Annotated in this window: 17 protein-coding genes; all 17 read left to right on the forward strand. The window is 33.1% G+C overall.

What is annotated here, in order from left to right; genetic code table 11:
- The first annotated feature begins 477 nt into the window (after positions 1-477).
- A complete protein-coding gene (locus K8354_RS04410; protein WP_223445684.1) occupies positions 478-1,230 on the forward strand; it encodes a class I SAM-dependent methyltransferase in 753 nt (250 codons plus the stop codon).
- A gap of 164 nt (positions 1,231-1,394) precedes the next feature.
- Positions 1,395-2,129, forward strand: a complete 735-nt coding sequence (locus K8354_RS04415) for a DUF6090 family protein (RefSeq protein WP_223445685.1) — start codon at positions 1,395-1,397, stop codon at positions 2,127-2,129.
- Between the two features lie 226 nt (positions 2,130-2,355).
- Complete coding sequence (locus tag K8354_RS04420) at positions 2,356-3,093, forward strand: hypothetical protein (protein WP_223445686.1); 738 nt, start codon at positions 2,356-2,358, stop codon at positions 3,091-3,093.
- 43 nt (positions 3,094-3,136) lie between these two features.
- Entirely contained in the window at positions 3,137-3,853 is a 717-nt protein-coding gene (locus K8354_RS04425) for a DUF6090 family protein (RefSeq protein ID WP_367890420.1), read from the forward strand.
- 163 nt (positions 3,854-4,016) lie between these two features.
- The gene (locus tag K8354_RS04430; RefSeq protein ID WP_223445689.1) at positions 4,017-4,778 is read left to right on the forward strand and encodes a DUF6090 family protein; all 762 of its coding nucleotides are present in this window, start codon (positions 4,017-4,019) and stop codon (positions 4,776-4,778) included.
- Between the two features lie 181 nt (positions 4,779-4,959).
- Positions 4,960-5,691 (forward strand): DUF6090 family protein, encoded by a 732-nt coding sequence (locus K8354_RS04435; RefSeq protein WP_223445691.1) that lies wholly within the window; start codon positions 4,960-4,962, stop codon positions 5,689-5,691.
- A gap of 181 nt (positions 5,692-5,872) precedes the next feature.
- On the forward strand, positions 5,873-6,922 hold the full coding sequence (locus K8354_RS04440; protein WP_223445693.1) for a hypothetical protein: 1,050 nt from the start codon (positions 5,873-5,875) through the stop codon (positions 6,920-6,922).
- A gap of 129 nt (positions 6,923-7,051) precedes the next feature.
- Positions 7,052-7,798, forward strand: a complete 747-nt coding sequence (locus tag K8354_RS04445; protein ID WP_223445695.1) for a DUF6090 family protein — start codon at positions 7,052-7,054, stop codon at positions 7,796-7,798.
- A 136-nt stretch (positions 7,799-7,934) separates the two neighbouring features.
- The gene (locus tag K8354_RS04450; RefSeq protein ID WP_223445697.1) at positions 7,935-8,603 is read left to right on the forward strand and encodes a hypothetical protein; all 669 of its coding nucleotides are present in this window, start codon (positions 7,935-7,937) and stop codon (positions 8,601-8,603) included.
- Positions 8,604-8,641: 38 nt separating this feature from the next.
- Positions 8,642-9,355 carry a DUF6090 family protein gene (locus K8354_RS04455; protein WP_223445699.1) on the forward strand — a complete coding sequence of 238 codons (714 nt, stop codon included), beginning with the start codon at positions 8,642-8,644 and terminating at the stop codon, positions 9,353-9,355.
- 49 nt (positions 9,356-9,404) lie between these two features.
- Positions 9,405-10,157, forward strand: a complete 753-nt coding sequence (locus K8354_RS04460) for a hypothetical protein (RefSeq protein WP_223445701.1) — start codon at positions 9,405-9,407, stop codon at positions 10,155-10,157.
- A gap of 109 nt (positions 10,158-10,266) precedes the next feature.
- Positions 10,267-11,043, forward strand: coding sequence for a DUF6090 family protein (locus K8354_RS04465; protein WP_223445703.1), 777 nt, complete (start codon positions 10,267-10,269; stop codon positions 11,041-11,043).
- 187 nt (positions 11,044-11,230) lie between these two features.
- Positions 11,231-11,980 (forward strand): DUF6090 family protein, encoded by a 750-nt coding sequence (locus tag K8354_RS04470; protein ID WP_223445705.1) that lies wholly within the window; start codon positions 11,231-11,233, stop codon positions 11,978-11,980.
- Between the two features lie 178 nt (positions 11,981-12,158).
- The gene (locus K8354_RS04475) at positions 12,159-12,653 is read left to right on the forward strand and encodes a DUF3237 domain-containing protein (RefSeq protein WP_223445707.1); all 495 of its coding nucleotides are present in this window, start codon (positions 12,159-12,161) and stop codon (positions 12,651-12,653) included.
- 93 nt (positions 12,654-12,746) lie between these two features.
- Complete coding sequence (locus tag K8354_RS04480; protein ID WP_223445709.1) at positions 12,747-13,460, forward strand: DUF6090 family protein; 714 nt, start codon at positions 12,747-12,749, stop codon at positions 13,458-13,460.
- Between the two features lie 158 nt (positions 13,461-13,618).
- Complete coding sequence (locus K8354_RS04485) at positions 13,619-14,113, forward strand: DUF3237 domain-containing protein (RefSeq protein ID WP_223445712.1); 495 nt, start codon at positions 13,619-13,621, stop codon at positions 14,111-14,113.
- A 93-nt stretch (positions 14,114-14,206) separates the two neighbouring features.
- Positions 14,207-15,241 (forward strand): DUF6090 family protein, encoded by a 1,035-nt coding sequence (locus K8354_RS04490; RefSeq protein ID WP_223445713.1) that lies wholly within the window; start codon positions 14,207-14,209, stop codon positions 15,239-15,241.
- The last annotated feature ends 38 nt before the right edge of the window (positions 15,242-15,279 follow it).

Raw genomic sequence — 15,279 nt, forward strand, 5'->3', positions numbered from 1 at the left:
ATGCCTTGTTGACTGATCCATTGCTAAGGATAAGAGGTAAAACGACGGTTTGGGTTTGCGTTTTAAAAGGAGTATGACTGGAGAAAGGAGCGCGTTTTCAATATTTCTATTACATACGAGCTATTGATGATGCTTTTTTTTAATTTTTAGTCCTTTTAGAGGGCATTTTAGGGGTCATTTTTTGAGTTTAGACATTAGTATCCTTCATGGGCACATTGCCATTTCTTTATTGTTTGTATTTCAGTATTTTACGTTTTACTTTTTTTTGAGACATCATAATAAATTTTTAATTAAAAGCTAAATTTAACGTTTTTTAAAACAAGAGTGAAAGGCTTCCGAGGTACGAGGATTAGTTTAATAATGTTATAAAAAATTTAGTACTTTTAAATCAAAAATAACAAGCTATGAAAAGTATGGTTTCAAACCCGCCATTTGCCATATTCAAACCTGTTGTGTACAATCTGAAAAAACGAACAAATGACAGAATTAGAATTTATAACTGACTTACATAAAAATTCGGACAGACAAGGTTCAGGAAGCGAAAATGACACCCTAAAAGCTCTTGATTTATCGAATTTACCGACTGACCAAAACTTGAAAGTGGCGGATATTGGCTGTGGTTCAGGTGGACAGACATTTTCACTTGCCAAAAACATTAACGGACAAATAACCGCAGTTGACTTGTTTCCAAAGTTTTTAAATGAACTCAATGCAAAATCTCAAAATTTAGGATTGACAGACAAAATCGTAACGTTACAAAAATCAATGGATAACTTACCTTTTAACGAAGGCGAATTTGACCTTATTTGGTCGGAAGGAGCGCTTTATAACATTGGATTTGAAAACGGACTTAAAAAATGGAAGGACTATTTAAAAGTCGGTGGCTATTTGGCTGTAAGTGAAATCACTTGGATAACTCAAACGCGACCAAAAGAGATTGAAGAATTTTGGAAAACGGAATACCCAGAAGTCTACATTGCTTCTAATAAAATCAAACAATTAGAAAATAATGGATATTCGCTTGAAGGATATTTTCATCTAGGTCAAGACAGTTGGATTGAGACCTATTACAAGCCAATGCAAGCAAGGTTTGAGAACTTTCTGAAACGCAACAACAATTCAGAACTTGCAAGAAAAGTAGTTGAAGGTAATCAAGCTGAAATGGATTTGTACCAAAAAATCAAGGCTTATTACAGTTACGGATGTTATTTAGATAGAAAAAATGAATAAAAGGCAGTATACACAATGGCTAGAATTAATGCAGGGTAAAGTGCTGATGCGATGATATTTACACCAAATAAGCTAACTGCTAAACGGAAAGTGAAGTGCCTTATAATACCGCAAATAGCCATGACACAAACATCTTATGCTTCATTAACACCAACCACTTACCCATGATAAAATTCTTTAGAAAAATTAGACAAGATTTACTTTCTAAGGTTAAAACTGGGAAGCCAGTAGGCAAGTATTTAAAATATGCCTTTGGCGAAATTATACTTGTAGTGATTGGTATTTTGATTGCATTGCAAATAAATAATTGGAACGAGAAAAGTAAATTAAAAAACGAGGAAATTAAACTGTTAAAAGAAATGAGGTCTGCATTAATTAGTGATAAAGAGGATATCATTTCAAATATTAGTGAACACTCATCTTCAGCAAAATCTTGTTCTATTTTAATCAATCATATTTCTAACAAATTACCTTACAAGGATTCATTAGATTTTCATTTTGCAAACGCTCTAAACACAACAAGGTTCGGTCACACCTCAAGCCCTTATGAAACATTGAAAATAAAAGGACCTGACCTTATCGAAAATGATAGTTTAAGAATAATGCTTGGTGAGTATTATGATAGATGGGTTGGCTATCAATTTGACCTACAAAAAAGTAGTCTTGAGACTTTTAATTTAGCTAAAGAAAGGCAATTTGAACTCTTTAAAAGTGGGCGTTTTTGGGGAAAAATAAAGCCAGTCGATTATAATCAACTCGTTAAAAACAATTATTACTATTCCTGGCTTACATACACACTTGGTCAGAGACAATGGGAAGCTCAAAGGTTTAAAAGTTTAAATGAAAAAAATGAGCAATTAATTAACCTCATTGATAATGAAGTTGAAAAAAACAATTAATAACCAAAGTACAAAAACCTTGACTTTATCCTCATAAACTATCGGAACAAACCAAGAACCAATGATATTATCGAGTCAAAATTTTCAAAGTAAATCAAATGTCCAGTGGTCATTTGGGCAAGATAGCCCTGCCTACCTGTTTGCCTGCAGGCAGGCGCTTGCGGACTTAAACAGATCACAATAAGAAATTATGATTAAATTTTTTAGACATATAAGAAAAGACCTTATGGAAAAAAATAGAACAGGTAAACCTGCCTACCGGACAGGCAGGTACCTAAAATATGCCTTTGGCGAAATTATTCTGGTGGTCATCGGAATTTTGATAGCATTACAAGTTAATAATTGGAATAATGAACGATTAAAATCTGAAAGAAATCGAGAGCTACTCATAAAACTTACCAAAGAGTTAACGTTAAATATTGAGAGAGCTGCAGGTTTAGACTCGCTATCACCTGGCAGTGGTTTTAAAGGCAGGTTCCTGTTTTCGGATAGTTTGACTAAAATTATGCAAAGAGGAATAGAAGTTTCCGATTTAGACTTTATGATGAGTCGCGGTATTTTTTGGGTCAATGATTTTAATTTAAATACGGCCGTTTTTGAGGAATTAAAGAATACCGCTAGTTTATATGCCATAGGCTCTGACAGTCTTGTTACAGCCATTAATAGCTATTATAAACTTTGTGAAAGAGAATCGTATTACAATCTCAAATACAGCGATGAGTGTATTTATTTACGACAACAATGTTATGATGGTTGGATTGATTTTGCGCAAGTGTATAGGCTTCAACCGAAGGTAGCCATTACAAATCATCCGTGGTTATTTAACCAAAGGGCACCAGAATATATTCATTTAAGGCAATATGTTTTGAGAACCAAAGGGCATAGCAGATTAATATCCGGTAAGTTAAAAGGCATTATCAGAGAATCCCAACAACTAATTACTTTAATTGAGCGTGAGCAATAACTGAATTATGATTAAATTCTTCCGTCAAATACGATATAAACTTATGAGTGAAAACAAAACAGGTAAACCTGCCTACCAGACAGGCAGGTACCTAAAATATGCCTTTGGTGAAATTGTACTAGTTGTTATTGGGATTTTAATAGCACTTCAGATAAATAATTGGAATGAAAATCGAAAAACTGATATAATAACACAAAGTTATTACGCCCAAATTCTATTTGACCTTGATAAAGAAACAAAAAATATTGAGGAAAGAGTTTTGTTTTTAGATAGCAGCATCACTTCGATAGAGAATTATTTTGGAATAATGATGAGGCCAAATTTAGAAACAACCCAAATTTTAGATGAACTACTTAAAGTTAAAGTTACTTTTCAGCTTTTATCCTTTAATGCGAATACCGTTGGCACGTTAGAATCTACCGGAGATATAAAGTTGTTGCCAGAAAAAATACGCAACGCGTTAATAGAGCTTAAGCGAGAACAGGACTTAATTAGTAGTAGGGCAAAAATTGTTTATGACAATTATTTAAATGGATATGAAAAGGCTGATCAATTAGGTTTTCGCAGAATACAATATTCGAATCCGTCAGTTAAAGATTTGGATATTGAAAAGAATATCCCTGAAATAATTTTAACGCTTGAAGGTGCTATTAGTCTTAAAAATTATTCAGATAAAAATATTCGGAATCATTTTAAAGAAATGTTACAAGACATTAGAAACATAAAACAATTGATTCTTAATGAAATAAATAAAAAATAATGAAAGCACAACAATGATAAAATTCTTTAGAGTAGCGAAACACAATCTTTTGCAAAGCAAAATCAAAGGTCTGGTAGACATTTGGACGAGATAGCCACTTGCGGAAATTTAAAAAGACATATAACCAATGATTAAATTTTTTAGACATATAAGAAAGGACCTAATGGAAAAAAACCTGCCTACCGGACAGGCAGGCAAAACAGGCAAAACAGGCAAACCTGCCTACCGGACAGGCAAATACCTAAAATATGCCATTGGCGAAATTATCCTCGTTGTTATTGGTATTTTAATAGCCATTCAATTAAATGAATGGAGAAACGATAGCGTAAACGCTAAACAAAAGCAGCAAGTATTATTAACCTTAAAGACCGATTTTGAAGTTAGCCTTACAAGATTAGACACGGTATACTACAACCAAGAACAAAGCTTATGGAAATTTAGGAAATCAAGAGATCTTATCGATTCGATAAATTATGTCACAGACAATACAGTGCTTAAAGAAAACCTTGCGCATGGTGGACATGGACATAGTTTCAACCCTATTAACGGGGCATTGCGTTCTGCAATATCGTCAGGAGATATTCACTTAATTAAAAATAAGCGCCTAATAGAATTATTATTTAGTTGGGAGGACTTGGTTGTAGATTCGTATGAAGAAATTGAAATGCTTCGAAAATATTCTATGGAAACCTATCAACCAATAATACAAAAGTATACGCAAGTGACAGAAATATATAAAAATATAATGAGAAGGAATGGAAGCCATCATCCATCTGACTTCGTTGGATTATTTAAGGATCCGCAATTTGAAAACTTTACACAAGTTATTATCTTCAAGTCATATAATTATAGGGAAGAACTAAAGGGTATTAGAACAAATAATTTAGAAATTATCAAATTAATTGAGCAAGAATTAAAAAAATAACGAAAGCACAACAATGATAAAATTCTTTAGATTAGCGCAACACAATTTTGCAACGCAAAATCAATGGTCTAGCAGACCTTTGGTGGAGATAGCCCTGCCTACCGTCAGGCAAGCGATTGCGGAAATTTAAAAAGACATATAACCAATGATTAAATTTTTTAGACATATAAGAAAAGACCTAATGGAAAAAAATAAAACTGGAAAGCCTGCCTTTGCCGCAGGCAGGTATTTTAAATATGCTATAGGAGAAATTATCCTCGTTGTTATTGGTATTTTAATAGCCATTCAATTAAATGAATGGAGAAACGATAGCGTAAACGCTAAACAAAAGCAGCAAGTATTAGAAACCTTAAAAACCGATTTTGAAGTTAGCCTTACAAGATTAGACACGGTATACTACAACCAAGAACAAAGCTTATGGAAATTTAGGAAATCAAGAGATCTTATTGATTCGATAAATTATGTCACAGACAATACAGTGCTTAAAGAAAACCTTGCGCATGGTGGACATGGACATAGTTTCAACCCTATTAACGGGGCATTGCGTTCTGCAATATCGTCAGGAGATATTCACTTAATTAAAAATAAGCGCCTAATAGAATTATTATTTAGTTGGGAGGACTTGGTTGTAGATTCGTATGAAGAAATTGAAATGCTTCGAAAATATTCTATGGAAACCTATCAACCATTAATACAAAAGTATACGCAAGTGACAGAAATATATAAAAATATAATGAGAAGGAATGGAAGCCATCATCCATCTGACTTCGTTGGATTATTTAAGGATCCGCAATTTGAAAACTTTACACAAGTTATTATCTTCAAATCATATAATTATAGGGAAGAACTAAAGGGTATTAGAACAAATAATTTAGAAATTATCAAATTAATTGAGCAAGAATTAAAAAAATAACGAAAGTACAACAATGATAAAATTCTTTAGAGTATCGCAACAGAATTTTGCAAGGCAAAATCAATGGTCTGGAAGACCTTTGGTGGAGATAGCCCTGCCTACCGTCAGACAGGCGATTGCGGAAATTTAAAAAGACATATAACCAATGATTAAATTTTTTAGACATATAAGAAAAGACCTTATGGAAAAAAATAAAACTGGAAAGCCTGCCTTTGCCGCAGGCAGGTATTTTAAATATGCTATTGGCGAAATTATCCTAGTTGTTATTGGGATCCTAATTGCACTTTGGATTAACACCTTAAATCAAGAAAAAGCGCAACAGAAAAAGATAGATTCTATATTGGTTAAAATACAAAATGATATTCTACAGGATATAGACAATGCAGATTGGTTGCTAGAAAATTTTATGAGAAAAGATTCTATTTACACCAGGGTGATGCGTGATACTCTTAGCCCTGAAGATATAAAAGCTATCCCTGGCGGCTCATATGGGCTAGATTTTGTGACCACGTGGTGGATGGAATATCACATTCAGACTAATGGTTATAACCTTTTAAAAGAAAATATAGACATTGTACCTAAAAAGTATGATGAACTTATAAAAACATTAGACGAAATTTACACATTTAACCGAAATACATTTGAAACTTATAACAGCAATTCTGAAGATATTGCCAGACAATACAAGTATTATTTAAACGACAATCAACCTTGGTTGGCTGTTGATGGATTTAACGCCAAGCGAAGTGATGCGAAGATTGAATTTATTCTTAACAATCCCAAATTTAAAAATCAAATGTATGCCATGCTTGGCTCAGTAGATGCCATGGTTTGGGAATTTAGCCACTACAAAAACGAAATTACTGAGATTTACATAAAAATTACTGAGCTTTTGGGAGAGAATGCCAGACCACTACCAAAAGTCATTAGGTTAACAAGTGTAGCCAATACGAAAGATGCGGAAGATTTTGTTGGGATATATCAATTTAGCGATGGGCATAGAAATATTTTAAACAGCGAGACAATTGAAGTGTATTTAAAAGATAAAGACCTTTACATGAAGACAACAAACTATGAAACGGGACCATTCTTACAGTTACATGTTGAAAAGCCTATATTCTCAAAAGTATATGGTTATAGTAGGGTGAGGTTTATTCCAGAGAGAAATTCCATAAAAATGTATTTTGGTACTTTTGGTATTACTGAGTGGACTAAAATAACGTCCAAATAACCCAACCAATGATATTATCGAGTCAAAATTTACATGGTAAATCAAATGTCCAGTGGTCATTTGGGCAAGATAGCCCTGCCTGCCGGCATGCAGGCGCTTGCGGACTTCAACAGATCACAAAAAGAAATTATGATTAAATTTTTTAGACATATAAGAAAAGACCTTATGGAAAACCTGCCTGCCGAACAGGCAGGTAAAACAGGAAAGCCAGCCTACCGGACAGGCAAGTATTTTAAATATGCAATAGGAGAAATATTTCTTGTGGTAATTGGAATTTTAATTGCGCTTTCAATTAATGATTGGAATGACACAAGAAAAAACAGTATTAGTGAGCGTAAACTTTTAGACAATATCCATAGAGATTTTGTTCAAAATAAAATTCAGTTTGATACTGTTAAAGCCATAAACTATCGAAACCTTGCCACTTTGAACAGCAGAATTGCTTTGTTTCCTATAGAGAGAGACTCTGCGAAAATAGCGGCTTTCCTATCCTACCAACCAGTACAAGCAATTAGCTATAACCCATATTCTAGCTCTATAAAGTCGGTAATCTATTCTAATTCGCTTGAATTAATCCAGGATGAAGAATTACGAAAGTACCTAGTCTCTTGGGAAGATGTTTTATTGGACTACCAAGAAGAAGAAATTGCTTTTTTTAAATTTAATAATGAACAACTAGAGCCTTATTGGTTAGAAAACGCTGATCTTGTGGATACAGACCAAGAATTGATTAAAGATTTATTGTCTTCAAGAAAAACTCAAAATATGGTAGTGTCCCGAAGAAATAGAATAAAAGGTATTATAAGAGCCATAGAGGAAGAACCCATAGAAAATCATATCAATGAAATTATTCGATTAACAAAACCAAAAGATTAATGATATTATCGAGTCAAAATTTACAGAGTAAATCAAATGTCCAGTGGACATTTGGGCGAGATAGCCGCTTGCGGACTTCAACAGATCACAAAAAGAAATTATGATTAAATTTTTTAGACATATACGAAAAGACCTTATGGAGAAAAATAAAACTGGAAAGTATTTGAAATACGCTATTGGAGAAATTGTGTTAGTAATGATTGGTATCCTTCTAGCCCTGCAAGTGAGCGATTGGAATCAAGATCGTAAAGACCGAATTAGCGAGCGCAAAATCTTGAATAATATCCATAGAGACTTTATACAGAATAAGGTAAATTTCGACTCAGTTAAAGTTATTAACTACAAAAGTTTAGCTGCTTTAGACAGTATAACTTCAATACCAGCAGAAGGTAGGTTAACAATAGAGAGGTATGTCGAATATGATCAACGCATAAAAGTTATAACTTACAATGCATATTCAAGCACTGTAGATGCAGTGATCAACTCTAATTTACTTGAATTGATTCAAGATGAAGAGCTGCAAAAATTCCTGGTGTCTTGGAAAGATGTTTTAATTGATTTTACCGAAGATGAAAACTTTTACATTAAGTTTCTAACAGAACAATACCAGCCCTTCATGATTAATAATGCAGATTGGAAAGGAAAAAACATAGAGATGAATAATAAAGTCTTGTCATCTATCAAATTTCATAATCATCAAATGATGAGAAGAAATAAACTTCAAGGAGTTATTACAGCCATTAAAGAAGAACCCATTGAAAATCATATCAATGAGATTATTCGATTAACGCAACCTACAGACTAATGATAAAATTCTTTCGAAAAATTAGACAAAACTTGCTGATGCCAAACAAAACAGGAAAGCCTGCCTTTGCCGCAGGCAGGTATTTTAAATACGCCATTGGTGAAATTATTCTTGTGGTTATTGGTATTTTAATAGCCATTCAATTAAATGAATGGAGAAACGACAGCATAAACACCAAACAAAAACAAAAGGTGTTATTGGCGTTAAAGGCTGAGTTTGAAGCTAACTTAACACAATTAGACAAAGTTTATTATTACCAGACAAACACATTGAATGCTTTAAACAAAACCATGAACCTTATCGATTCTATTAACTATATATCAGATGATAAAGTTTTTATAGAAACAATTTTGGATATGAAATACGAATATAGTTATAATCCAACCAACGGAGCGTTGCGCTCTGCAGTATCGTCAGGAGATATTCATTTAATTGATAGTCAACGACTCATAGAATTATTGTTTAGTTGGGAAGATTTGGTTAAAGATTCATTTGAAGAATCCGAAAGGCAAAATAAATATGCAAGCGATTCCTATTTATTATTAGATAAGTACATTCAATTGAAAGAAGTCCATTTTGAAAAAGGAAGTAAACATCCATCTGATTTTGTTGGCTTATTTAAAGATGCTTTTTTTGAAGATTACACATTACGTATGGCATTTAATACGTATTCCTATAAAAAGGAACTAGAGGGTATAAGAAAAAGTAATGTGGAAATTATTCAATCACTTGACCAAGAATTAAAAAAATAACGAAAGCGCAACAATGATAAAGTTTTTTCGCAAAATTAGATACGACCTTATGGAAAAAAACCTGCCTGCCGGCAAGGCAGGTAAAACAGGCAAACCTGCCTACCGGACAGGCAAATACCTAAAATATGCCATTGGTGAGATTATTCTTGTCATGATTGGTATTCTACTAGCTTTGCAAGTAAGCAATTGGAATCAGCAACGTATTGCTGCACAAAAGGAACAATTGTTGCTAGAAGCGCTTCACGATGAATTCGTTGACAATAAAGCTCAATTTGAGATTGTAATAGCCAGACATGAGTTGGCCATGGCAAGCACGCAATACGTCATTGCTCAATTCCCGATCGACCCAAAAAAAATTAATTTGAATACGTTCAAAGAGAAGATGAATAATTGGGGACGTTGGATTTCCTTCAACCCATCTCAAGGCGTTATTCGTTCTCTGGTAAACACCTCTTCCTTCGAGCTTATATCCAATCCAGAATTAAGAAGGCTTCTCGTTTCATGGGAAGATGTACTCGCTGATTATAAGGAAGAAGAAGATTTAGCGATGAAAGATAACTATGAAGTTTTATTTCCTGAAATAACACAATTTCTTGGGTGGAATCAAGACTATGAAGATGAACGTGTTGACAACAACTTTCTTTCTACTTTACAGTTCGAGACCATATTTTTCCGCAGACAGGATAATTTGAATAATATATTAGGACGACTAAATGTTGATGAAATTGAAATAAGTGAATTAGAGCGGATCAAAGCCACTATCGACCGAATTATCGAGCTTTCAAAACCCGCTAAACAATGATATTATCAAGATAAAATTTACTTAGTAAATTAAATATCCAGTGGACATTTGGGCGAGATAGCCCTGCCTGCAGGCGCTTACGGAATTAAACAGATTACAAAAAGAAATTATGATTAAATTTTTTAGACATATACGAAAAGACCTTATAGAGAAAAATCTGCCTACCGGACAGGCAGGCAAAACAGGAAAATATTTCAAGTACGCTTTGGGAGAAATTGTCTTGGTTATTATTGGTATATTGCTAGCACTACAAATTAATAATTGGAACGAAAAACGTAAAGAAACAAATCAAACCATTGGTTTATTAAAGAATATGATAAAGGATCTAAAAACTGATATTTCGAATCTTGACCGAGAGATAAATAAGTTCAACCAACACATTAATTCTAGTCGGATGCTTTTAATCTCCGAAGATTACCAATCATTATCTAGCGATTCTATATATAATTTATTGCCAACGAATAGTACTAGATATGAGGTTATCAATCTTACATTTGAAAAATTAAAGAATGTTGGCGCTACTAAAATTCTTGATTCGGAGGAATTATTGAACTCAATTACTACTTATTACACATATGGTTCCAATCTTTTAGCAATGGGAGTTTCATGGGATTTCGAATATGCCTTAAAAGCAGCTGATTATTGGAGGTTAGGTGAACACTTTGAAGCACCAATACTTAATGATACGCTTTCAATGCCCTTTTTAGAAAATGAGTTGGAAAGGAAAGCTACGTTTATACAAGAATTATCTTCCATTAAAAGCAGAAATCATATTCGGTATGCGATATCCAGAAAATTATATGTAATAATTATATTTAAACGGGTCAAATCCTTTGCTGAAGGTCTAGTAGCGTCCATAGAACAAGAATTAGAAAAAACAAAATAAAAGTGAATCCATTTAACCTGCTGATAACCTTTTGGTTTAATAAAACCAACCTATAGCAAATGATAAAATTCTTTAAAGGGCCGAACGGTCAGCAAAGGTTTTGCTTCGACAACCATAGCAATGCGACGGTTGTTAGACCTTTGATATTGAGGAGCCAGCCAAAGCAAAGACTTAAAAAAACGATACTATGATTAAATTCTTCAGACGAATCAGACAAAACTTATTAATGCAAAATAAAACAGGCAAACCTGCCTACCGGACAGGCAGGTACTTCAAATACGCCATAGGCGAAATTCTACTAGTAATTATAGGAATTCTAATAGCTGTATCTATTAATGGTTGGAATGAAGACAGAAAGTTAGCTATTGAAGAACAATCTCTGCTAAAGGACTTAAAACAAGAAATGGATTTAAATCTAAAAACATTAAAAATTGTCATTGCGCAACATGAAGAATCACTTGAGGCCGCAGAAGAAATGATGATCCTTTTTAAGGACAGAGATGCTTTCAATAAAATGCCTACAAAAACATTTTCGGAACTTACTTGGAAGATGGAAAAAAACTCTACGTACGATCCTCAAAATGGAATTCTTAATTCCTTAATTAATTCAGGACGTTTAAGTTTGTTTTCTAACAAAGAACTCAAATATTTATTAGCCTCATTCAAGGAATTGACAGTTGATGCTTTTGAAGATACTCATGCTATACAAAAACAAAGACCACCATTAGTGCACAAATTCTATCTGAGTGGATACGAAAAAAAGAATGGTAAAATTATTTCGTATAATTTCAAACAAATTTATGATAATGAAGAATTTAGGCTTTACACTTGGTTATATTTTATCGTAACGCGAAAAGGTGGTCTGACAGAAGAGCGCAATTTAAAGCTAGAATTAGAAAAGATTATGAACCTAATTAATCAAGAAATTAAAAAATAACGAAAGCCTGCCTGCCAGTAGGCAGGCACAACACCATGAATTATTGATTACATATGCAAGTGCTTATCACTTAAATCCCGAAAGAAATTTCTTTGGAAAGTTTTTGATCAGTAAATTAGTGGCTTCATCATGCAAAGAAATAATATATAAAACCGTCATAACAACCTAACTAAAGAATATGAAAAAATCAAAATTAAACTTCTTAGCATTCATTTGCTTTCAACTATTATTTATACAAGTCATTATGGCTCAAAAAGCCGAATTGAAATATGAGCTACTATATGAAATTGAATTCACGCTAGATTCGATTATTGATGTGGGGAAGACACCTTTAGGAAAAAGAGTTATTTATCCAGTAACTGGTGGCGTATTCGAAGGACCAAAATTGAAAGGAAAAGTTTTACCTATTGGTGCAGATTGGCTTGTTGAATTTGAATCTGGGACAAGAAAATTGGATGTTAACGTAGTTCTTGAAACGGATGATGGGGCAATTATTTATGTTACTTATACTGGATTTTATCACAGCAATGATGACGGAAGTGTCTATTTTAGAATAATTCCAATTTTTGAAACTAGTTCAGAAAAGTACAATTGGTTAAATCATACCATTTCAGTGGGTATAGGAAGAAGTAAAAAAGGAGGTGTTGCATATACAGTTTATGCTATAAAATAACTGAACAAAAAGAGGATGCCTATAACAACGAGTGTAATTAAGACTAACCGATAACCAATGATAAAATTTTTTAGACATATAAGAAAAGACCTTATGGAAAAAAGCAAAACTGGCAAGCCTGCCTTTGCAGTAGGCAGGTATTTAAAATATGCTATTGGTGAAATTGTACTTGTAATTATTGGAATTCTAATTGCGGTATCTATTAATGGTTGGAATGAAGACCGAAAACTGAAAAATGAAGAGAAAAACTCACTTAAAGATCTTAGAACCGAATTAGCATCCAATATTGAAGGGCTTGCCAAGGTAGTAGAATTCCATCAAAGATCATTTGACAGTGCCAGTAAATTACAAAGTTTATTTAATGACGAAGAAGCTTTCAAAGTAATGCCTGATAGTCTATATCGCAAACTAGTAAGGAGTATGGTACTTACTTATACTTTTAATCCGAATTTGGGCATATTAAAATCACTTATCTCATCCGGAAAAATCAATACTATTTCTAATAAAGAATTACTGTATTCTTTATCCTCTTTAGAGGATACTATTATAGATGCCTTGGAAGATCAAATAAGAATTACTGGCTTGATGGATAATTTAATTGAAAAAATAGTTACGGCTTGTATGGATACAAGTATCTTCCAAAACTCCAAAGACATTTCTACCTGTCGATTTTATAACCCTACATTTAGACATATGACGCAACGTTTATACATAAATTTAGGAAAAAACGGGTTAATAGAGGAACGAGCATTAATTGAAAAATTTAACCATATTCTTGTACTTATAGATGAAGAGATTAAAAAATAACGAAAGAACAACACCATGAATAATTAACTGCAGTGACAAGTGCTTATCACTTAAATCCCGAAAGAAATTTCTTTGGAAAGTTTTTGATCAGTAAATTAGTGGCTTCATCATGCAAAGAAATAATATATAAAACCGTCATAACAACCTAACTAAAGAATATGAAAAAATCAAAATTAAACTTCTTAGCATTCATTTGCTTTCAACTATTATTTATACAAGTCATTATGGCTCAAAAAGCAGAATTGAAATATGAGCTACTATATGAAATTGAATTCACGCTAGATTCGATTATTGATGTGGGGAAGACACCTTTAGGAAAAAGAGTCATTTATCCAGTAACTGGTGGCGTATTCGAAGGACCAAAATTGAAAGGAAAAGTTTTACCTATTGGTGCAGATTGGCTTGTTGAATTTGAATCTGGGACAAGAAAATTGGATGTTAACGTAGTGCTTGAAACGGATGATGGGGCAATTATTTATGTTACTTATACTGGATTTTATCACAGCAATGATGACGGAAGTGTCTATTTTAGAATAATTCCAATTTTTGAAACTAGTTCAGAAAAGTACAAATGGTTAAATCATACCATTTCAGTGGGTATAGGAAGAAGTAAAAAAGGAGGTGTTGCATATACAGTTTATGCTATAAAATAACTGAACAATAAGAGGTTGCCTATAACAACGAGTGTAATTAAGACTAACCGATAACCAATGATAAAATTTTTTAGATATATAAGAAAAGACCTTATGGAGAAAAACCTGCCTACCGGACAGGCAGGCAAAACAGGAAAGCCTATCTTTGCCGCAGGTAGGTATTTAAAATACGCCATTGGTGAGATTATTCTGGTGGTCATTGGTATCATAATCGCTTTACAGATTAACAATAGTAATGAACTAAGAAAAGAGAAGGACCAAGAAACTATAATTCTTTCAGACATTAAAGAGGACTTTTTAGCCACACGTTTAAATTTTCTTGAAACTATAAAAAATCAGGAACGATCTATATTGGGTTCTCGAGATTTAATAGATGCTATAGAAGCTCAAGATTATTCAATTCATCCAGATCTTATTAGAAAATATATTCTCAGAGGTGCGTTTTCACACCATCCAGCGATAGCTATTACGGGAAGTTACAACGCCATTATAGGTTCAGGAAAAACTTCGATCATTAAAAATAAAGAATTGCTCAAAGCTTTGGCAAACTTCTCTTCGCAATACCAAGCTGGTTTTGAAGATGAAACGAAGTCTGATAATCTTTTAAATTTAATGATGGCCGCTTCAAAAGACTTTTATTCCCCTTTGAGTGATGATGTTGTGAGGAAATCTATTGCTCTTAAAAAAAAATACAGTTTACAAGAAAAAGAAATAGCAGTTAAGAATCTTTATGAAAATGAAGCCTTTTTAGCTTTTTTGATTCAAAAAACGAAATGGGAAACCAGTAGAGCCACATACCATAAGAAGCTTCTCAAATCTTTGAATAAGGTTTTGTATCAGTTTAATTTTAATGAACTCACACCCGAAAAAGAAGTATACAGCAAATACATTGGCAACTACACGAATAAAGCTGTTGAACCCATAAAAATTAGTTATGCTAATGAATCTCTATATGTTACTGGATGGGGCGGAGCAAAATCGGAACTTGTACAATTGAAGAATTCTCTTTTCTACGCTATTAGCTGGAATCAAACCCTAGAGTTTATTAGTGATGATAATGCTACAAACAAAGTTTTAACCCAATGGATGGACAGAGATCCAGTAGAATTTGAAAAAGTTGAAAACTAACGAAAGTACAGTAACCTATATGATTAATTCCTCAATCA

The sequence above is a fragment of the Polaribacter litorisediminis genome, assembly GCF_019968605.1.
Classification (GTDB): domain Bacteria; phylum Bacteroidota; class Bacteroidia; order Flavobacteriales; family Flavobacteriaceae; genus Polaribacter; species Polaribacter litorisediminis.